The organism is Alcanivorax sp. (genome assembly GCF_017794965.1).
Lineage (GTDB): Bacteria > Pseudomonadota > Gammaproteobacteria > Pseudomonadales > Alcanivoracaceae > Alcanivorax.
The window spans coordinates 456,911-476,991 of record NZ_CP051240.1 but is presented as its reverse complement, the minus strand read 5'-3'; the positions used below and the strand labels follow the sequence as shown (position 1 = coordinate 476,991).

Below are 20,081 nucleotides of genomic sequence, written 5' to 3'. Positions count from 1 at the left end.
TGTTTAATCCTGATTGAGGGGTTCCAGCGTCTGGGCAATCAGTTGCAAACGGTCCCGGGCGTCTCCCTTGTAACCGGCGCGGCTAAGGCAGCCAGTTACCCTGATTCGCTGACCCTCTTGCAGGCCCTGGGCCTGTCGGGTCATCCCGCCTGCCAGTATCACGGCGATGCGGGCCTGGACTTCACGGGGGTGGCCGTCTTCCAGCTGGCGGGAGCGATGCTCGAGCCACAGCCGTTGGCGGGGTACCCCTGCCGGCGTCAGTGCGACCTTTTCCAAGGTGGCGATTACACCGGTGAGTTCGCAGCGATTGCTTTCCAAAATTAGCTGGCTGCCCCCTCCTTCTCTTCGTTCTTCGCCAGGGGCGACGGCTCGGTAACAGCGTTGTCGCGACGAATCACGAGGTGACGGATTACGGCATCGTTAAAGCGGAAAGTGTTTTCCAGCTCGGCCAGGGTTTCGCCGTCACATTCGATGTTCAACATCACATAGTGGGCTTTGTGGATCTTGTTGATGGAGTAGGCCAGCTGGCGACGACCCCAGTCTTCAAGACGGTGGATGGTGCCCTTGCCATCAGTCACGATCGCGCTGTAACGCTCGATCATGGCCGGCACCTGCTCGCTCTGGTCCGGGTGGACCAGGAACACAACTTCGTAATGACGCATGGTAGCTCCTTACGGTTGAGACACCTCACGGTGTCAGATCAGCTTCCCGTTCGTCTGGCGACATCCCGGTGAAGCAAGGAGACCCGGCCCCACCCCGTGAAAACACGGGGGAGACGCAGGAAGCGCGCCATTCTATCCCATACCCCCTGCCCGACTCAAGGCATATCCATTGCCAATTGCGCCATGCCGTCGTATGCTGACTCGAAACAAAACGCTACAAACGCTTACAGAAAGCGTCGTCTACCCTAAGCCCCTGATAAAAAAGGGGAAAACAACAACAACTGGGATACGACCATGCACCTCAGAGCCCTGGCCACCGGCCTGTGCAGTTTTTGCTTGCTGACCCCGCTTCATGCAGCGGAAGGTCTGCCACCGTGCGGCAGTCCGGTCTCCGTACCGGACAAGCCCAACCTGGAAGACTACCCGGATTACTCCGATTTCCTTCTCCAGATCATGAAATACAAGCAGGCCAGCCAGCAGCAGAGTGCCCACCAGGCCGCCTGTCCGACGGATTATCAACCGCCCGCAGTTGCCAGCAACGATCCCACCGTGATCCTGGAACCCGAAACGCTGGACAGCGCCCTGGCCAGATCCGCGCGTATTCAACCCATTGATTACCAGGCCAACCCCACCTGGTACGACCGCTCGACCTCGCGCAGCTTTGAACTCCGCCCACTGGCCGCTCCACGGCTTTCTGGCGAGCATATCCGCACCCTGCTGGGCAATGCGAAGAGTGACGAGCCCCTGGTGCTGCCCATGACCATCGTCGGCATGCAGCTGGACGGACTCAATGACGGCGGCGACGCCCAGCATCAGGAATCCGACATGGTCTACGGCACCCTGGGGGCCCGTGAATCCGAGGCCGCCGTCGCCGCATTCAAGGCAGAAAATGTGCCACTGATCACCAGCATCTATTTTGCCGGCAATCTGACCTTCTACTATGACCCGGAGGGCGACATGGTTCGCATCGAGGGGATCGCATACGGGGAGATGTAGCATCATGATCCGGGGCAACGTCATCGTACACCTGACCTTGCTTTGCGCACTGCTGATACCGGCGGCCAGCCTGGCCCGCCCGGACCTGTCCGACGAGCAGCAGCACATGCTGGAGCAGGCACTGGGCCCGCGCCCGGAGATTCGCAACTATGATCAGCAGGACCAGTTCGTCACCGATTTGCTGGCCTGGAAGGCCCGCCGCAAGGCGCTGACAGAAAAACTGCTGGAAGGCGAGCGCATCCTGCCCCCCGAACCCGAGCCCCCCTCAAACTGGCACAACGTCACCGGCCCGGAAGACCTGGATACCGCCCTGCAGAATGCCAAAGGCTACCAACAGCCCAACTACAAGGAAGCACGTCGTTACGACCGCACCACCCACCTGAGCTTCCCCCTGCCCCCTCTGGGCAAGCAGCAACTCTCAAAGGAACGACTGGAACCGATCCGGCCACCGTTCAAAGACGACAACCAGCAGCCCAAACCGGAAGCGCAGCGCTTCGTGAGCCAGGTTCGGGAGCAGTGAACAGTTAACAGTGAATAGTTAACAGCGTCGCGATCCTGGTTTTCGATGCCTGAAAGCAAAGAGGCCGCGCCCGGGAGTTGGGCGCGGCCTCTTTGCTTTGGAAAACAGCAAGCGTTGCTCGCGCAACTGTTCACTATTCACTGTTAACTGTTAACTGCTCTTCTGCGCCCGAACAGCAAACAACACCACCCCGGTCGCCACAGACACATTGAGGCTCTGCACCTCGCCGGCCATGGGGATCTCCAGCAGCTGGTCGCACTTGTCTTTGGTGAGCCGCTTGAGGCCGGCGCCTTCGGCGCCCATCACCACGGCCAGCGCTTGCGGCGCCTGAAAACCGAACAGGGATGTGCTGCGCTCTTCCAGGGCGGTGCCCACTACCTGCACGCCCCGCTCCTTGATCTGGTCGAGCAGGGTCGCCAGATTGCCCACCTCGTAATAGGCCAGGCTTTCCGCCGCGCCCACGGCGGTCCGGCAAGCCACCGGGGTCAGGCCGGCGGCCCCGCGGCGGGGCACGATCACCGCCTGCACACCAGCCGCATCGGCGCTGCGCAGGCAGGCGCCCAGATTATGGGGGTCAGTGACATTCTCCAGAATCAGCAGAAACGGGTTGTCGGGCTTGCCATCCAGCCATTTCAGCAGCGCATTTTCGTCGGCTGCACGGCGGGGACGGGCCCGGGCCACGATGCCCTGATGCTGGGGGCCGGCATGCTTCTCCAGCACCTCTCGGCGAGCGCGCTGCACGGCAATACCGAAATCCTTTGCTGCCCGGATCATTGCCTCAAGACGCGGCTCTTCGCGCTCGGCACGGGTGTCCTGCACAAACAATTCCAGCACGGCCTCGGGACGATGCCGCAACAGCGCCTCCACCGCATGGAAGCCGGAATACATCAGGGGTTTCTGGGCTTTACTCATTGAGACGCCTGCACGCTACATGCACCACGCAACACGCGGTGGAGAAAAGAAAGAGGTGGGAGCTTGCCTGAAAGCGATTCGCACTAACGGTGCGAATCGCTTGCAGGCAAGCTCCTACAGCATGAAGAAAAGCCTAGCTCTTCTTCGTGCGCCGGGCCGCCTTTTTACCGCGGGGCGGGCCCTTGCGCTTGGCCTTGGGCTTGGGGATATCGCCCTTGGCCAGCTTTTCCCGCTCGGACGGACCTTTTTTGGCCGCAGCAGACTGCCCATCACCCTTCTTCTGGCCAGCACGCCCCTTGCCGCCCTGCTTGCTGCCCGACTTGGGACGCCCCTTGCGAGACGGGGTCGAAGACTCCAGCTGCAGATCAATCTTCCGATCTTCGGTGTGTACTGCCGCCACCCGCACAGTCACGGAATCACCGAGACTGAAGGTACAGCCACTGCTCTCACCCTTGAGGCTCAGGTTCACCTCATCAAAGTGATAGTAGTCGCTATCCAGATTGGCCACATGCACCAGACCATCAATGTGCAGGTCGTTGAGCTGGACAAACAGGCCGAAATTGGCCACGCCGCTGATCACCCCTTCGAAGACTTCGCCAATCCGTGATTCCATGAACTGGCATTTGAGCCAGGAAACCACGTCACGCGTGGCATCATCAGCCCGGCGCTCGGTCATGGAGCACTGCTCGCCGATCACCACCATATCCGCCTGGTTATAAGGAACGATCTTTTCCTGCGGAATCGCCGGGAGCTGGCCTGGATTATCCACGTGGGCAGGCAGGGCCTCACTACGGATCAGGTAGCGGATGGCGCGATGCACCAGCAGATCCGGGTAACGACGGATCGGCGAGGTGAAGTGGGTGTAGGCCTTGTAAGCCAGCCCGAAGTGCCCCTTGTTCTCCGCCTCGTACTTGGCCTGTGTCATGGAGCGCAGCATCATGGTCTGGATCACGTTGCGATCCGGGCGGTCCAGGATCTGCTCACGCAGCTGCTGGAACACCGCCGGCTTCGGCGCCCCCTCGGACCAGGCAATACTCAGCCCCAGCCCCCCAAGGAACTGCTGAAGCTTGCTCAGGCGCTCTTCCTTGGGCGGCTCGTGGTTGCGGTACAGCGCCGGAATTTTCGCTTTTTCCAGCAATTTGGCAGCACAGATGTTGGCAGCCAGCATGGCCTCCTCAATCATGATATGCGCCACATTGCGAACCACCGGCACCATGCCTTCAATCTTGTGGTTCTCGTCATAGATGATGCGGGTTTCTTCGCTGTCGAAGTCGATAGCGCCCCGCTCCACCCGGCGCTTGCGCAGGGCCAGGAACATCTCATGGTAGGCCCACAGCATGTCCAGGGATTCGTCATCCAGGCTGGCCACGGTCTGGCGGGCCAGCTCGGATTCCGGCTCCTCGATCATGGCGCCCACCTTGGTATAGGTGAGGCGATGACGGGAACGCATGACCCCTTCGCGGAACACAAAGCCGGACAGACGACCATTGGCTGAAATGGTCATGTCGCAGTACAGACAGAGCCTGTCCACATGGGGGTTGAGGGAACACAGCCCGTTGGAAAGGGCTTCGGGCAACATGGGAATAACCCGGTTGGGGAAATACACCGAGTTGCCACGCTTGGCCGCCTCACGGTCCAGCGCCGAACCGGGGTACACATAGTGGCTCACATCGGCAATGGCCACGATCAGGCGCCAGCCACCGCGGGGACGGCGTTCCACATATACCGCATCATCAAAGTCGCGGGCGTCTTCGCCATCAATGGTCAGCAGCGGCAGATCACGCAGGTCCACCCGGTTGGCCTTGGCCTTGTGGGGCACACTATCACCAAACTTGTTGGCCTGCTCTTCCACGCCGTCAGGCCAGACGTGGGGAATTTCGAAACGGCGCAGGGCCACTTCGATTTCCATACCGGCCTGATCAGGGGTCGCAATCACTTCTTCCAGGCGCACCAATACATGGTGGTCGCGGCTGGGGTACTGGGTAATGGTGGCTCGCACATGATCGCCGGGATTTGGCTTGATGCCATTCTTGTCCTCGACCAGTACCTCTTTGGTAATGCGGCGGTTTTCCGGCTCCACAAAACTGATGCCGGCTTCACGGTAGTAGCGGCCCACCACTTCCGTGGTGGCACGCTCGGTGATCTCGACGATCCGGGCCTCTTTCTTGCCAAAGCGGTTCACGCCGGCATCGGAAACCAGTACCCGGTCACCATCCATGACCTTTTCCATCTGGCGAGGGCCAAGAAACAAGTCGCTCTGGGTCTTGTCATCCGGAATCAGAAAGCCGAAGCCATCCTTGTGACCCTGGATTTTCCCGGGGATCAGATCCATGCGGGAGACGACACCCACCTTGCCATTACGGTTCTGAACCAGCTGCGCATCACGCAGCATGGCACGCACACGGCGGTCGAGACCGACTTCGCCGTCCTCGCCCACCTCCAGTAGCGCGGCCAGCTCGTCGAAGGACAGGGGCTTACCCTGATCGTTGAGTACGTCCAGAATCAGCTCACGGCTGGGTACCGGATTTTCGTACTTTTCCGCCTCTCGGTCGGCATGAGGGTCGCGATAACGTTTTTTTGAGGGCATTGAAGATTTTTTCGAAAAGGGGTTTGACATCCGGTCATCATATACTAGAATGCACGCGCTTTCGCGATGAACCTTACGTGAAACGGTAAAAACTTTACCTCACGGATAAAAAGTTCAGCACGAAATTGCCGAGGTGGTGAAATTGGTAGACACGCTAGCTTCAGGTGCTAGTGGGGGCAACCCCGTGGAGGTTCAAGTCCTCTCCTCGGCACCAAACATGACTCTTACGGAGTCCGACAAAGCCCTGCAACCGTCTGGTTCAGGGCTTTTTTCGTTTATACTCGCTCTAATCCCATCCGATGGAATCCAACCAGATACCAGCATTTCTGTTGGTACTTATGTTGGCACTGCCCTGCTGGCCTCTTTCAGATACCAACAACGCCCAAGGAACAGGAAATGAGCAAGAATGCGATGGAAAAGCTGTCGGCCCTTGAGATCAAAAAGGCCAAACCGAAAGACAAAACCTACAAGCTTGCTGACGGTGGCGGGCTCTACTTACAGATCTCTCCTGATGGAGGAATGTACTGGCGCTATCAGTACCGCTTCCTAGGTAAGCAGAAATCCTTGGCACTTGGGGTGTATCCCGAAATCTCCCTCAAGGCCGCCCGAAAAGCTCACAAAGACGCGCGGCTCAAACTTGCCGACAACATTGACCCTAGCGAAGCTCGCCGCCAGGAGAAACTGGCTCGCACCGAAGCCCAGGCCAACAGTTTCGAGGCTGTTGCCCAGGAATGGCTGGTGCGCCAGCAGGTAGCCCCCGAAACAGACAAGAAAAATCGCTGGCTCATGGAAACCTTCGCCTTTCCTTATATAGGACACAGGCCTATTGCCGACATATCCCCCCGAGAACTGCTGGATGTCCTCCGCCGAGTCGAGTCAACCGGCAAGCTGGAAACAGCTCAACGCCTGAAGACAAAGTGCGGCCAGGTCTTCCGCCATGCAATCATTGAGGGAAAAGCCGAAATCGATCCCACGGCAAGCTTGCGAGGAGCGCTCAAGTCACCCAAGGTAAAACACCGCGCCGCCATCACCGACCCTTCCCGGTTGGGAAAGCTGCTACGGGACATGCAAGCGTCCACAGCAGGCCCAGTGGTGAAAACCGCCCTGCTTCTGACCCCCATCTTATTCCAGCGCCCAGGCGAAATCCGGCAAATGGAATGGTCCGAGATCAACTGGGAAGAGCAGCGCTGGGAGATCCCTGCCGACAAGATGAAAATGCGCCATCCCCACATAGTACCACTACCGCAGCAAGCCATGGCGTTACTACAGGATATCCACCTGTTTACCGGACGCGGCAAATACGTTTTTCCGTCGCAACGAGGGGCAAGCCGCTGTCTATCCGAGAATGGCGTCCGAGTGGCCCTTCGGGATATGGGCTACGGCAACGATGACGTAACCCCCCATGGCTTCCGAGCAACAGCCCGGACAATCTTGGACGAAGTACTGGGCTATAGGATTGAGTGGATCGAGCACCAACTGGCTCATGCCGTCAAAGACCCCAATGGTACCGCCTATAATAGAACCAGCTTCCTGAGTCAGCGCACCAAAATGATGCAGGAGTGGGCCAACTACCTAGACGCCCTTCGAGATGGGAAACAATTTGAACGGGCGGGAACAACCCCAGAAACTCAATACAGCCTTAGCTGCGAATCGACTGAAAAAGAGAATGGCAATCTAAAGAAGGATGGCAAGAAAAGCTTTACAGCTTTATTTAGCAATTATGCATCCCAGGAAAAACCCACATCTGATTAGTCGCCACTCCGATCTTTACCAAACACTCGTAGCTCGAAATCACCGGGTGCAAGTAACAACACAGACTTTCAGCCGAAAAATCGCAAAAAAATGGAACCCTAACCCTTCGTGGGCGGCAGCATAACGCAGGCCTGCAAAGCAAGTCATTGAGCATAGTCCCCAGGCATCCAAAAGCGTCCTAGCCCGTCTAAGATACCGCCCTATTTGGTCAACATCCCGATCAGAAGCGCAGCCAGCCCATCCCTTGCATGTAACGGCTCAATCGTTGCGGTACAGGGTCACTACACAGGCCCCCCCCAGACCAAGGTTGTGCTGCAAGGCTACCCGAGCTCCCTCGACCTGTCGCTTTTCTGCTTGGCCACGCAACTGCCACACCAGTTCGGCACATTGCGCCAGACCTGTAGCCCCCAGCGGGTGCCCCTTGGACAGCAAGCCACCGGACGGATTGGTCACGAACTTGCCTCCATAAGTGTTGTCGCCATCCCAGATAAATTTCTCCGCGCCGCCTTCCCGGCACAGACCCAGACCTTCATAGGTGAGCAGCTCATTGGCGGTAAAGCAGTCGTGCAACTCGACCACATTGATGTCTTGCGGGCCGATACCGGCCTGCTCGTACACGCTGTCGGCGGCGGAACGGGTCATGTCGTAACCGACCATCTTGATCATGGATTTTTCATCAAAGCTGCTGGCGAAATCCGTGGTCATCGCCTGGGCGGCGATATACACCGGGTTAGCAATGCCATGCTTCTTGGCGAACTCGTCCGAACACAGAATCGCGGCGCCGGCACCACAGGTGGGCGGGCAGCATTGGAAACGGGTGAGCGGATCAAACACCTCGTCTGACGCCATGATCTCTTCCAGCGACAGCACCTGATTGAACAGTGCGTAAGGATTGTTGGCGGCATGCTGACGCGCCTTCTCGGCAATCTTGCCGAAGGTTTCCCGTTTGGTGCCGTACTTCCAGCGGTATTCACGCCCTGCGCCACCGAACATCTGTGCCGCCGGCGGCGCCTGATTGAAGCCCTGCGTATCCATCATCACCTGCGCATGCTGGCTCATGGGGTTCTCGCGATCATTGAACTTAGCACCAAGCGCGCCGCGCTCCATTTTTTCAAAACCCAGGGCGATGACACATTCAGCCAAACCGCCTTCGATGGCCTGGCGCGCCAGGAACAGGGCCGACGAACCGGTGGAACAATTGTTGTTCACATTGACCACGGGAATGCCGGTCAAGCCCAGTTCATACACGGCACGCTGACCACAGGTGGAATCGCCGTAGACATAACCACAGAACGCCTGCTCAACATCGCTGTACTGGATGCCGGCATCCTTCATTGCGGCGAGGCCAGCCGCTTTTGCCATCACATGGTAATCATCGCTGGCACCGGGCTTGGCAAACTTGGTCATCCCGACACCGATCACATTCACTCTACGTTTCATTCTCTGTTCTCCGAATTATGGCGTTACAGGATTTGTTCAAGTTTGCGCACCAGCGCCAGGTCACCGTCGACGCGCATGTCGCCCTTCTGGTACAAGGTGCTCAAGGCCACCTTGCCGGCAATCAGGTCGGCAAGCTTGCTGTCGTCCAGCGTGATCACCGCCGCCGCGTCCTTCTCGCCGCTGACGATGCCGGGCGACGAGGCGGATAGATCGATAAACCAGGCACTGTCTGGGCTCCGCACCTTGATCTGCAACACACCACCCTGTCCACCAATGGCCGACAGTTTTTCCGCCAGCTCCGGCAGCACTTTCTCCGCCTGCGGTGCTTTCTGCTTTTTCGGTTGTGCGGTAGCGGTATCCGGCTGGCCGGAGGCCAATCGCTTGTCGCGTGCCTGCTCCACCAGCTTAGGGTCCATGTCCTGCAACACGGTGAGCTTGTTGGAGGCCATCACGTTACCTCCGATCTTCAGATCGCCACCAAAAAACAGTTTCTGTACCGCAGCCAGATCACCGCCAAACAGGGTCGGGGCATGTTTGCTGTCCAACTCCAGCGTCACATCCGCCTTGTCCAGCTGGCCCGCCCCGGCGGTACCCGGTGCGTTTTTCAGATCAATATAGAAATCCTGATCCGGGTTGCTGAACGCAAACTGGAAGCTGGTAGCGGCCTTCTCGATCAGATCCGGGTTGTCAGCGATGAAGTGGCCGATGGCACTGAACACATCCGCCATGGTCGGCTCCTGCGATTCGACCGGTACTGCGACAGCTTGTGAACCACCACCGTCAGCCACGCGCTTGTCACGCGCCTGCTCGGCCAGTTTCGGGTCCATGTCCTGCAACACGGTCAACTTGTTGGATGCCATCACGTTGCCGGAAATTTTCAGCTCGCCACCGAAGAACAGTTTCTGCACCGCCGCAAGATCGCCACCAAACACGGTCGCCAGATGCTCGCTGTCCAGCGCCAGAGTCACGTCCGGTTTGTCGATCGTGCCAGGCCCTGCCGCGCCTGGTGCATTTTTCAGATCAATAAAGAACTGCTGATCCGGATTGCTGAACTCGAACTGGAAGCTGGTACCGGTCTGATCAACCAGTTCCGGTTTCTGCTTGATGTAGGTCGCCACCGCCGCGAACACATCGTCAGGCGTCACCGCCTGCTCCACCTGCGGCGCAGACACTTCCTCGGCGGACACCTGTTCCGGCACCGGCGCTTCTGCCGGAATCTCCGAGAACAACTCGATGGCGGCATTCTTCAGCACCACCTCGTTACGCTCTTTCACCCAGGTTTCGAAGATGATGCGGTTATCGGATTCCTTCCACATGCGCGTTTCCAGGGTTTCACCCGGAAATACCGTCTTGGCAAAGCGCACCTTGATGCTCTTGAAATAACGGCCATCGTTATTGCTGAACGCCTTGATGACATGGCGTCCGGCATAACCGAAGGTACACAGCCCATGCAGGATCGGCTTGTCATAACCGAACGCCCTGGCAAACGCCGGGTCGGCGTGCAGCGGATTCCAGTCACCGCACAGGCGATACAGCAGCGTCTGGTTGGCGTCGGTTTTCTCTTCGATCACCGCATCCGGTTCACGTGCGGGCGGCACATTGATCTCGCCGGAATCGCCCCGCTCACCGCCCCAGCCGCCGGCGTCTTTCACGAACGAGGTCATCTCGTTATAGGCCACCTCGTTACCGTTTTCGTCGGTGGAGGTAATAGCAAAGGTAACTACCGCATTCGGATCCTTGTCCAATGCCTTCTTGAATTTGAAGGTGTGCTTCAGCTTGGCGTGCGGCGGCAGCGGCCGTTTGATTTCGGTGTATTGCTCGCCATGCAGCAACCGGTCGAAGCCAAAGTTCATCCCTGGCAGAGCCAGCGCGCCTTCTTTTGCTGCCTTTAGCATCGCGCCGATCTGTGGCATGACGCCATAGGTGGGCAACGCCTGGAAATTGCCACCCAGCTCGTAGACGAACTTCAGTTCATCCTTGTCGAGCGGATCACGTGCGGCGCCGACACTTAGGGCATACAACGACAGGTCATTTTCATCATAGGACGATTCCAGCTCGAGGCTTTCCTTGCTGGCCACATCCAGATCGATGAATTCGTTGCCGCCCAGTGACGGGTTGTTGATGTTGTCGAGAATCGGCGAGAAGGATTCGTTGACATTGGATGGATGCTCCGCATCGGTAAAGTCGGTGATCTTGCCCCAACGACGCGCTACATCATCAACACTGAAGGCCTTGCCAAGGGGGAAGCTATTGCCCTGGCTACGTTCCCAGCGCAACTTGCTGATGAAGCCGGCACCCACTTCGAAGATACCCTTGGTTTCTTCGCACTTTTCATGGCACAACCAGGCCACCAGCGGACTGACCGCTTCTGGCTTGAGGTTTTCCAGCAAATTCGGCGGCATGATGGTTTCAGTCAGCCGAGAGGCCGCAATCGGCGCAATGGTATTCACATGAATGTTTTTGCTGCGACCTTCCTCCGCCAGACAGTTGGCCAGCCCGGCCAGACCCAACTTGGCAGCACAGTAGTTGGCCTGACCAAAGTTACCGTAGAGGCCGGCTGCCGAGGTCGTCATGATGATGCGGCCATAGCCCTTCTCACGCATGATCGGCCAAGCCGCATGGGTGACGCTCATGGAACCTTCCAGATGGACTTTCAACACCAAGTCCCAGTCCTGCTTCGACATCTTGGCAAAACTGACGTCACGCAGGATGCCGGCATTGTTGACCACGATGTCCACAGTGCCGAAGCTATCCAACGCGGTTTGTACTATCGACTCGCCGTTTTCCACCGAGTCATAGTTGGCAACCGCCTCCCCTCCCATGGCCCGGATCTCATCCACCACCTTGTCTGCGGCAGACGACGACTTGCCATCACCGTGGGCGCTGCCACCCAGGTCGTTAACCACCACCTTGCAGCCACGCGCGGCCAGGGTCAGGGCATGCTGCCGGCCCAGCCCGCCCCCGGCACCGGTGACAATGGCTACACGATCATCAAAACGAAGTTCTGCCATGATACTTTCCTCTTTTCAATACAGGGCACACATGCCGTGCAGGGTCGAGAATCCTCAGATAGAGCGTGAAATAAGTTCTTTCATGATTTCGTTGGTGCCGCCGTAGATGCGGTTGGCACGGGTGTCGATGTAGGCTCGGGCGATCGGATACTCGAGCATGTAGCCATAGCCACCATGCAGTTGCACACAGCGGTCAACCACCTTGCTGAGCAAATCGGATACCCAGTACTTGGCCGCACAGGCAGCCTCGGGCGACAGGGAATTCTTCACCACCAGCTCCATACAGCGATCAACATAGACCCGTGCAATCTGGATTTCAGAACGCATCTCGGCCAATTCAAAGCGGGTGTTCTGGAATGCCGCCACCGGCTTGCCAAACGCCTGGCGCTGTTTCACATATTCCACGGTGGTTGCCAGCGCATGCTCGGCAGCCGACGAACAGATGATGGCGATCATCATCCGCTCCCAGGCCAGCTCCTTCATCAAGGCAATGAAACCCATGCCCTCGGCACCCAGCAGGTTTTCCTTGGGCACCTTGACGTTGTCGAAGAACAACTCGCAGGTGTCCTGCCCGCGCATGCCGACTTTCTTCAGCGGCTTGCCCTTGGAGAAGCCCTCGCGATCCGCCTCAATAATCATCAGGGACACACTTTGTGCACCCAGCTCAGCCGGCCCGGTACGCACCGCCACCACCGCCATGTCACAGAGGTAACCGTTGGTGATAAAGATTTTCGAGCCATTTACCACGTAGTGATCGCCCTCAAGGGTGGCCGTGGTCTTGATACGTTGAAGATCGGAACCGGTACCCGGCTCGGTCATGGCCACGGCAGTGACCGCTTCACCGGTGGCCATTTTGGGCAGCCACTGGCTTTTCTGTTCATGGGAACCAAAGTTGTTGATGTAGTTGGCAACAATGTCCGAGTGCAGGGCAAAGCCGCTGGCCGAATCCCCCACCCTCGCCTGCTCCTCCATCAGTATCATCGAATAGAGACGGTCAACGCCGCAGCCGCCGTACTCTTCAGGCATCGTTGGACACAGCAGCCCCAGCTCCCCCGCCTTGTTCCACAGTTCACGATCAATATGTTGCTGCTCCTCCCACTTCTCGTGGTAAGGGGAGATTTCAGTCTCGAAGAAACGCCTTGCTGTGGCGCGGAACGCCTCATGGTCTTCATTGAAGAGAGTACGGGGGATCATCGGCGATACAGCCGCCGGTACATGCACATCACTCATTACAGGCTTCCAACGTTGATTCAGGAACAATGGCAAGACTTTATAACTTACAATACGTACGTTCAACTTGTTTATTGGCGAGCTACGCTACAATCCATTTATCATTTAGAATCAGACCTCTGCACCCCAGTGACCATGCTCAGTAATAGACAGAGAACGCAATGAATGCTCAACGACGCACCCAGGAACAACGTAGCGACGCCATGCGGGAACGCATCATTCAGGCAGTGCTCACCTGTCTAGAGAAGGATGGATTCGCTGGCACCACCGTCAGTCGCATTATCAACATCGCTGGCGTATCTAGGGGCGCCCCACTACACCATTTCTCTAGTAAAGCAGACATGATCGCTGCGGCAGCTGAGCATTTAATTCGCCAGCACTATATTCAGCTGGGTAAAGCCATCGCCAAACTCCATGGATCTGAAGATCGACTAGAAGCTCTTATCTTTGGTGCATGGAAGAATGTTTTCGATCAGCCGGAATTTATCCCGTTGATGCAACTATTGACAGCCAGCCAACATGACCCTGAGCTTGCATCCATTTTGCAACGTGTCTGGACTTCCAATTACTTCATCGTCGGTAACGCGGCAGACCATTATCTGGAGGCCATTAGTGAAGACACCGATGTGCGCTCGATGATGATGTTGACGCAATGGCTGTTGCGCGGCATGGCGCAGGATTTGCACATCGTTGCCGACAAAACGCTCTTTGACCGCTATCTCAAAGTCTGGTGCAACATGCTCGCCCTTCATCTGCGAGCCCGTGCAGATGTAAACGACCCACCGCCTTACCCGCCCAAGTGGGAACTACCGCTGAGCGATGCTTGACCGCCCCACTTGGGCTTGCGACATCTCTACACATAGCTACGTTGTCGTAAACACCCAACGAATAAAGCTGTATATCGACCATGTCCACGCCACTTGATTGCTCACTTCGGTACCAGATACGGTTTCCGTTGACACAAGTCGTCATCGAGACTATTGGAGATAGCAATTCTTGCAGTGCTTCAGATTAAAGACTTCAGTTCGATATTCGGATTAGACAATACTTCAGCGCTGACACTCTTGCGCAGTTTAACCAACTGTTTACCCACCATGAATGCAACTGGAAAATTGACTGCATCAACAGCAATAACATGACCAAGACATAGATAGAAAACGGCGAATTCCTTGTCAAGGATACTGCCACGCAGTACACGCTGGTCATGATTTTGGGACAATCCTACCATCTGCAAACGAACATCATACTGGTTCGACCAGAACCAGGGAGGGCTATCGTAGGGCTTTTCTTCACTCATAAGTGTAGCTGCCGCCGTACGAGCTTGCTCAACAGCGTTAGCGACTGATTCAAGACGCTGCCTCTTGTCGAAGAACAGATTATGATGGCGGGTACAATCTCCTATCGCCAGAATGTCTGGGTCATCGGTGCGGGTAAATTCATCGACGACAACGCCATCATCGCAAAGCAGGCCAGCATTTTCAGCCAAGGCCGTTTCTGGTATGACACCAATCGAAACAAGAACGATGTCCGCTGACACCTTACCCCCATCGGCCAAGGTCACACCATTCACGCACCCTTGATCATCTGATTCAAAACCAATTACGGCCGCCCCCAGACGAACATCGACTCCTGCACTCGTGTGTTTGGCGTAGAGAAATTCAGATATCTCTGGCCCAGTAACACGCTGCATTAAGCGCTCGGCAGCTTCCAAGACAGTAACTTTAACACCTTGCTTAGTCGCACTGGCAGCCACTTCAAGTCCGATATACCCGCCCCCCACGATAACAAGGCGTTTGCCGGGTACTAGCTCACTACGCAGGGCATCTGTGTCCTCGATACCATGCAAATAATGAATACCTTTCAAGTCTGAACCCCGCACGTTAAGACGGCGGACATGTGAGCCAGTGGCCAAGACCAGTTGGTCGTACTTTAAAGTGCTTTGATCTGACAAAATGAGGCTTTTGTCGTCTCTGTTAATCTTTTCTACGCGCACGCCGAGCTGTAATTGCTGCCCCGCTTTCTCGTAGATTGAAGGCGGTTTAAGGTATAAAGACGCCTTATCAACCTCCCCCGCCAGATAATTCTTGGACAAGGGCGGTCGCTGATAGGGAGGGTGTCGCTCTTCGCTAACCATAACCACTTTGTGAGGGTATTTTTTTTGCAGCAAGGCGGTCAAAAGTGTTCCTGCTGCGTGTCCACCACCAATAATGACGGTGACCTCTTTATTTTTGTTAATCATAACCTGTCTCTTTCTATGCGTACTGAAACCGAGTTACCCACAAAAAATTCATGAATAACTATAACTTGCAAAATCATCCGAGCTAAACACATGATGCCTAAACTCCAGCCACCGCGGCGTCCTCAAGTATCATATCTGCCCCTTTCTCTCCAATCATGGTCGCCGGCTGATTGGTATTCCCGCCAACCAGGGTTGGCATGATAGAAGCATCAACTACCCGCAACGACTGCAAGCCACGCACACGGAGACGAGGGTCGACCACTGCCATATGATCAATCCCCATCTTACAAGTGCCGACCGGGTGGTATGCGGACTCACCATTACGGCGTACCCACTCGGTGAGACTCGCGTCATCCTGTATTTCCAGCCCTGGTGAAATTTCTACATCCTGATGAAGATAAAGTGCACGCTGGGACAAAATATTACGAACAAGCCGAACACCACGAATGAGTTGTTCGACATCGGCAGGGTCAGCCATGTAATTGGGGTCAATCAATGGTGCAGCGAGCGGATCAGCACTGTGTAAACCAATGCGGCCCCGGGACAAGGGCCTGAGCCCATAGATCATTACAATGTAGCCATAGCCACTCATTGCAATTTTCATGTCACGGCCGTGATCAGCGTACAGCATTGGCCCAAAGTGCAATTGCAGATCAGGTATCGGTTGCTCTGCTTGGGAGCAGATGAATCCGCCTGCCTCAGCGCCATTGCTAGACAGCACACCTCGACGACCGCTCAGGTATTGCATTAAGGCCCGCCCCCACTTCAACCAATAGCTCGGATGCATCGAAATTCCCTGTCGGCTTCGCGATCTGACCCGTACAAAAACGTCAACATGATCTTGAAGATTACGCCCCACCCCATCCAGCGAATGACGCAGCTCAATGCCATGTCGAGAAAGCTCCTCGCGGGGGCCGACACCTGACAGCATAAGCAGTTGTGGCGAGTTGAATGCACCGCCGCATAGGATAACCTCCCGCTTGGCATGAGCTCTAACCAAACTTTTTGCGTGGCGATACTCGACACCAATAGCGCGAGCCCCATCAAACAGCACGCGGGTAACATGTGCATCGCTGCGAATGGTCAAGTTAGATCGACCCTCAGCAGGCTCAAGATAAGCACGCGCATTACTGCAACGGGAACCATCCTTCTGATAGGCGTAGTAATAGCCGACGCCTTCCTGATCAGGGCCGTTGAAGTCCTGATTGCGTCGATACCCCGCCTGTACTGCTGCCTCGACAAACGCCGCACTCAACGGGTTGGTATAACGCCGCTCCGCTACATTGAGAGGCCCATCCTGACCATGAAAGCCTGCGGTACCTGGCACCATCTCAGGCTCGTAATGTTCTGACTTACGAAAATACGGCAGCACCTCGGCGTATGACCAACCGTTACACCCCTGCCGTGCCCACTCGTCGTAGTCCCTGGCGTGACCACGGATATAGACTTGGGCGTTAATCCCACTCGAACCGCCAAGCATCTTGCCCCGCGGCTGGAACAACGAGCGACCGTACATGTGGCGCTGTGGTTCAGTATAGAACTGCCAGTTGAAACGGCGACTGAACATCAACTGCAAAAATCCAAGAGGCGTATTGACGAAAGGGTTGCGGCGACTCTTGGGCCCAGCTTCGAGTAGCAACACCGTATAGAGGCCACTCTCAGACAAACGATTGGCTACCGCGCACCCTGCTGAGCCAGCGCCAACAACGATATAATCGAATTGTTCAGTCGCCAGACTGGTCAAACCTTTCATTAATTTTTTGCCGTCAATTTGACCATCAACTTCGAATAACCGCGCACGAAGTTCGACTGTACACGCTCCGGCTCATCGACCACTTCGATATTTTCGAAGCGCTTGAGCAGTTCTTCCCACAAAATCCGCAATTGCAATTCGGCCAGGCGGTTACCCATACAACGGTGAATACCGTAACCAAAAGAAATATGGTTGCGTGCATCCTTGCGATCAATAATAAGTTGATCGGGGTTTTCAAACTTGCGTTCATCCCGATTTCCTGAGGCATACCACATTAAAACCCGGTCCCCTTTCTTGATGGTCTGGCCACGAAGCTCAACGTCCTGGGTCGCAACCCTACGCATGTTGGCCAGCGGGGTTTGCCAACGAATGATTTCCGACACCATGTTCGGAATCAGATCCGGTTTCGCCTTCAGCTTGGCGAACTCCTCGGGGAATTGATTCAAGGCCAACACACCACCGCTCATGGAGTTCCGCGTGGTGTCATTACCTCCAACAATCAATAGAGCAAGATTACCGATAAACTCCATCGGCCTATTGATCAGGTCTTTTGTGTCGTCGTTGCCCTGTAGCATACTGATCAAATCAAAACTCGGCTCTTCACCAGCCGCACGTCGAGCCTCTTTGTCGCGCCACAATCTTGAGAAAGCTCTAGCCATGTCTGCTGCATCATCGAACATGACATCCTCATCCGTGAACTCTCCACCCGTGGCAGATGCTGCACCAGACAGACGATCAGACCAATCAACAAGCTTGTGTCGCTCCTCATAAGGAAAATCAAGTAGCGTTGCCAACATGCGACCTGTAAGCTCTTTTGATACTGCAGGAACCCAGTTGAATGGTTTATCTAGCGGCAGACTATCGAGCACTTCTGCAGCTCGAGAACGGATCAGCCCCTCCATTTCCTTAAGATTTTTCGGCGCTACTACGCCCTGCACCGCCCGGCGTTGCACATCATGCTTGGGCGGATCCATAGCAATGAACATTTCAACCGATAAGCCTTCAGGTGGATCACCAAGAATAATTTGTGGCTCGGAAGAGAAAAGTTCGTGGTTTTTATCCACGAACAATATGTCCTCATAGCGCGTTATGGACCAGAAAGGACCGAATGGACTTTTCTTCTGGTAGTGCACCGGGGCTTCATCACGCAATCGCTTAAAATACGCGCGCCACTGGTCTTGCCGGTACAAAAAGGGGTTACTGGTGTCAATATCTTCAATTGCCAAGCTATTGACATCAGGAACAGGCGTTTCAACGAAATTTACTTGTGGTCGCCGAGACCCAACCGTTTTTTTCTTGGCTTTCATCAACATCTTCAATGCCTTGATTTGCAAATGCATCGGCAGCACTTTGGAGGAAGCGTTGATCATCTTAGTCTGAATAGCATTGGTTGAGCTTGTTTTTGTTGACATAGCTTTCTCCTTGCTTACATCTGGAACTCGGGAAGTTGGACGGTCATACCGTCCATTGCTTTAGTCGTTTGCACCTGACACCCCAGGCGTGAAGTTCTCGCACGCTCCGGAGTCATTGACAGCATCTGTTCTTCTGCATTACCAACCTTACCGGTCTTTTCGAACCACTCATCTGACACAATCATGTGACAGGTTCCACAAGCGCACTCCCCACCACAATCACCATCAATACCAGGAACGGCATTATCAACGGCGATTTGCATTAGAGTAGCCCCCTCATCAAATTCCGTAACATGCTCGGTGCTGTCATGTTCAATAAAAGTAATTTTTCCCACAGTGTGTCTCCTGCCAGTTATATCTACCCTGAAGACTGGCTATATGCTGGAACACCGACGAGGACTTTTCTTGACATAACAGGGACATTAAAAGACAGTAGGCACATTCCGAGGAATCGCTGATGGCGATAACGTCTCACAAACAGGGTTTGAAAAAGTGGATGCTGATATCCCGTCGAATTACTCACGCCTTATCGCTCGCGAACTTGGCCTGAGTGCACGAGAACTCCCCAAGCTCTTGCGCAACACGGGTGTAGATGTTGCGCAGTTGCTCAAAGACGAAAGTCTGTTCACTGCGGCCCAGCAGATTCAGGTTTTCCGCAATGCTTTAGATTTGTCCTGCAAACCGGAGTTCGGCTTACTGCTAGGCCGACGCCTCACCCCTGCAACCCACGGGGCAATGGGATTTGTTGCAAACAGCAGCCCAGATCTTTATACAGCATTGCATGCTGTCCACACTTTCCTGCCAACTCGGGCAAGCTTTATTCATGTTCACTTACAACAAAAAGAGGAATTTCTGGAATGCGTTGTAAAATTCCAAGTCTCGATGGATAAGGATGTGGAACGCTGCTTGGCCGATGCCGTAATCAAAGCTTTTTTTGAAATTGGTGAATTCATCGTAGGCCGCCCCTTATATGAATCGGAGGTTCACTTCACCCATCCAGCCCCAGCTTACAAAGATATGTACAGGGACTATTTGCCTGGCAGAGCTTACTTTAACTGTGACAAATTCAAACTAAAGCTGGCAATGGCGTTGTGCCGTAAACCAAACGCATCAGCCAATCATGAAAGTTACCGTCTAGCGTTACAGCAATGCGAATCCATGCTTGCGCGGCTTCAGACTCGTGAGCAGGATTATCGGACCCAGGTTGAGAAAATGATGTTGTCTCGCCCTCCTGGGACGCTTAGTGAAGAAGAAGCAGCAGCCACGCTATTCATAAGCAAGCGGACACTCGCTCGCAAACTGAGAAGCGAAAACAGCAGTTTCAGGAAAATTCGCGACGAGGTGCTATCCAGGCAGGCCGCAAGCTATTTGCGTGACAGCAATCTGTCTGTTGAAGCCATTGCCTCATTGCTGAATTATCACGACTCAGCAAGCTTCAGGCGGGCTTTCAAGCGCTGGTTCGGCCGAACGCCTGACCAGTACAGACAGAATATTTGAGGGAACTTTTAACCTATGCCCACATTTCAATACAATCGTGGGGATATAAACACCAAATAAAGTAGAATTG

16 protein-coding genes and 1 tRNA gene are annotated in these 20,081 nt (G+C 55.3%); 6 read left to right on the top strand and 11 right to left on the bottom strand.

Annotation, left to right across the window (positions count from 1 at the left end; genetic code table 11):
* Positions 1 to 3: 3 nt before the first annotated feature.
* Together priB and rpsF are read right to left on the bottom strand one after the other, a co-directional pair.
* Positions 4 to 318: a primosomal replication protein N gene (priB, locus tag HF945_RS02135; protein WP_290524130.1), complete on the bottom strand. Its 315-nt coding sequence runs from the start codon at positions 316 to 318 to the stop codon at positions 4 to 6.
* Positions 319 to 320: 2 nt separating this feature from the next.
* Entirely contained in the window at positions 321 to 662 is a 342-nt protein-coding gene (gene rpsF / locus HF945_RS02130; protein ID WP_035233465.1) for a 30S ribosomal protein S6, read from the bottom strand.
* 294 nt (positions 663 to 956) lie between these two features.
* Between rpsF and HF945_RS02125 the strand changes: the two genes are divergently transcribed.
* Positions 957 to 1,658, top strand: a complete 702-nt coding sequence (locus tag HF945_RS02125) for a hypothetical protein (protein ID WP_290524129.1) — start codon at positions 957 to 959, stop codon at positions 1,656 to 1,658.
* Between the two features lie 4 nt (positions 1,659 to 1,662).
* Positions 1,663 to 2,178 carry a hypothetical protein gene (locus tag HF945_RS02120; RefSeq protein ID WP_290524128.1) on the top strand — a complete coding sequence of 172 codons (516 nt, stop codon included), beginning with the start codon at positions 1,663 to 1,665 and terminating at the stop codon, positions 2,176 to 2,178.
* A 150-nt stretch (positions 2,179 to 2,328) separates the two neighbouring features.
* On the opposite strand, the gene rlmB is transcribed toward HF945_RS02120, so the two are convergent.
* Entirely contained in the window at positions 2,329 to 3,090 is a 762-nt protein-coding gene (gene rlmB, locus HF945_RS02115) for a 23S rRNA (guanosine(2251)-2'-O)-methyltransferase RlmB (RefSeq protein WP_290524127.1), read from the bottom strand.
* Positions 3,091 to 3,223: 133 nt separating this feature from the next.
* Positions 3,224 to 5,677, bottom strand: coding sequence for a ribonuclease R (rnr, locus tag HF945_RS02110; protein WP_290524126.1), 2,454 nt, complete (start codon positions 5,675 to 5,677; stop codon positions 3,224 to 3,226).
* A 127-nt stretch (positions 5,678 to 5,804) separates the two neighbouring features.
* Between rnr and HF945_RS02105 the strand changes: the two genes are divergently transcribed.
* Together HF945_RS02105 and HF945_RS02100 are read left to right on the top strand one after the other, a co-directional pair.
* Positions 5,805 to 5,891 (top strand) — tRNA-Leu (locus HF945_RS02105).
* 182 nt (positions 5,892 to 6,073) lie between these two features.
* A complete protein-coding gene (locus HF945_RS02100; RefSeq protein WP_022983799.1) occupies positions 6,074 to 7,429 on the top strand; it encodes an integrase arm-type DNA-binding domain-containing protein in 1,356 nt (451 codons plus the stop codon).
* 258 nt (positions 7,430 to 7,687) lie between these two features.
* On the opposite strand, the gene HF945_RS02095 is transcribed toward HF945_RS02100, so the two are convergent.
* Genes HF945_RS02095 through HF945_RS02085 form a run of 3 tightly spaced genes read right to left on the bottom strand, consistent with a single transcriptional unit; the run spans position 7,688 to position 13,074 of the window.
* On the bottom strand, positions 7,688 to 8,869 hold the full coding sequence (locus tag HF945_RS02095) for a lipid-transfer protein (RefSeq protein ID WP_031225738.1): 1,182 nt from the start codon (positions 8,867 to 8,869) through the stop codon (positions 7,688 to 7,690).
* A 23-nt stretch (positions 8,870 to 8,892) separates the two neighbouring features.
* Positions 8,893 to 11,880 carry a peroxisomal multifunctional enzyme type 2 gene (locus HF945_RS02090; protein WP_022983801.1) on the bottom strand — a complete coding sequence of 996 codons (2,988 nt, stop codon included), beginning with the start codon at positions 11,878 to 11,880 and terminating at the stop codon, positions 8,893 to 8,895.
* A gap of 54 nt (positions 11,881 to 11,934) precedes the next feature.
* Complete coding sequence (locus HF945_RS02085; protein ID WP_197055146.1) at positions 11,935 to 13,074, bottom strand: acyl-CoA dehydrogenase family protein; 1,140 nt, start codon at positions 13,072 to 13,074, stop codon at positions 11,935 to 11,937.
* 197 nt (positions 13,075 to 13,271) lie between these two features.
* Here HF945_RS02085 and HF945_RS02080 point away from each other — a divergent pair, with 197 nt between their 5' ends.
* On the top strand, positions 13,272 to 13,937 hold the full coding sequence (locus tag HF945_RS02080; RefSeq protein WP_290524125.1) for a TetR/AcrR family transcriptional regulator: 666 nt from the start codon (positions 13,272 to 13,274) through the stop codon (positions 13,935 to 13,937).
* 179 nt (positions 13,938 to 14,116) lie between these two features.
* Here the strand turns inward: HF945_RS02080 and HF945_RS02075 are convergent, their stop codons facing one another.
* From HF945_RS02075 to HF945_RS02060, 4 genes are all read right to left on the bottom strand, one after another.
* The gene (locus HF945_RS02075; RefSeq protein WP_290524124.1) at positions 14,117 to 15,349 is read right to left on the bottom strand and encodes an FAD-dependent oxidoreductase; all 1,233 of its coding nucleotides are present in this window, start codon (positions 15,347 to 15,349) and stop codon (positions 14,117 to 14,119) included.
* 97 nt (positions 15,350 to 15,446) lie between these two features.
* Positions 15,447 to 17,102: a choline dehydrogenase gene (locus HF945_RS02070; protein ID WP_290524123.1), complete on the bottom strand. Its 1,656-nt coding sequence runs from the start codon at positions 17,100 to 17,102 to the stop codon at positions 15,447 to 15,449.
* A complete protein-coding gene (locus HF945_RS02065) occupies positions 17,102 to 18,514 on the bottom strand; it encodes a cytochrome P450 (protein ID WP_290524122.1) in 1,413 nt (470 codons plus the stop codon). Before HF945_RS02065 ends, HF945_RS02070 begins: the two co-directional genes overlap by 1 nt.
* A 14-nt stretch (positions 18,515 to 18,528) precedes the next feature.
* Positions 18,529 to 18,849 (bottom strand): 2Fe-2S iron-sulfur cluster-binding protein, encoded by a 321-nt coding sequence (locus HF945_RS02060; RefSeq protein WP_289132783.1) that lies wholly within the window; start codon positions 18,847 to 18,849, stop codon positions 18,529 to 18,531.
* Positions 18,850 to 19,006: 157 nt separating this feature from the next.
* On the opposite strand from HF945_RS02060, the gene HF945_RS02055 reads away from it, so the two are divergent.
* Positions 19,007 to 20,011, top strand: a complete 1,005-nt coding sequence (locus tag HF945_RS02055) for an AraC family transcriptional regulator (protein WP_290524121.1) — start codon at positions 19,007 to 19,009, stop codon at positions 20,009 to 20,011.
* Positions 20,012 to 20,081: the final 70 nt, after the last annotated feature.

Coding starts and splice junctions, on each gene's coding strand:
- rlmB (WP_290524127.1), bottom strand. CDS start 3,090: ATGAGTAAAGCCCAGAAACCCCTGATGTATTCCGGCTTCCATGCGGTG.
- HF945_RS02065 (WP_290524122.1), bottom strand. CDS start 18,514: ATGTCAACAAAAACAAGCTCAACCAATGCTATTCAGACTAAGATGATC.
- HF945_RS02120 (WP_290524128.1), top strand. CDS start 1,663: ATGATCCGGGGCAACGTCATCGTACACCTGACCTTGCTTTGCGCACTG.
- HF945_RS02125 (WP_290524129.1), top strand. CDS start 957: ATGCACCTCAGAGCCCTGGCCACCGGCCTGTGCAGTTTTTGCTTGCTG.
- HF945_RS02100 (WP_022983799.1), top strand. CDS start 6,074: ATGAGCAAGAATGCGATGGAAAAGCTGTCGGCCCTTGAGATCAAAAAG.
- HF945_RS02095 (WP_031225738.1), bottom strand. CDS start 8,869: ATGAAACGTAGAGTGAATGTGATCGGTGTCGGGATGACCAAGTTTGCC.
- rnr (WP_290524126.1), bottom strand. CDS start 5,677: ATGCCCTCAAAAAAACGTTATCGCGACCCTCATGCCGACCGAGAGGCG.
- HF945_RS02070 (WP_290524123.1), bottom strand. CDS start 17,102: ATGAAAGGTTTGACCAGTCTGGCGACTGAACAATTCGATTATATCGTT.
- HF945_RS02080 (WP_290524125.1), top strand. CDS start 13,272: ATGAATGCTCAACGACGCACCCAGGAACAACGTAGCGACGCCATGCGG.
- rpsF (WP_035233465.1), bottom strand. CDS start 662: ATGCGTCATTACGAAGTTGTGTTCCTGGTCCACCCGGACCAGAGCGAG.
- HF945_RS02075 (WP_290524124.1), bottom strand. CDS start 15,349: ATGATTAACAAAAATAAAGAGGTCACCGTCATTATTGGTGGTGGACAC.
- HF945_RS02090 (WP_022983801.1), bottom strand. CDS start 11,880: ATGGCAGAACTTCGTTTTGATGATCGTGTAGCCATTGTCACCGGTGCC.
- HF945_RS02085 (WP_197055146.1), bottom strand. CDS start 13,074: ATGATCCCCCGTACTCTCTTCAATGAAGACCATGAGGCGTTCCGCGCC.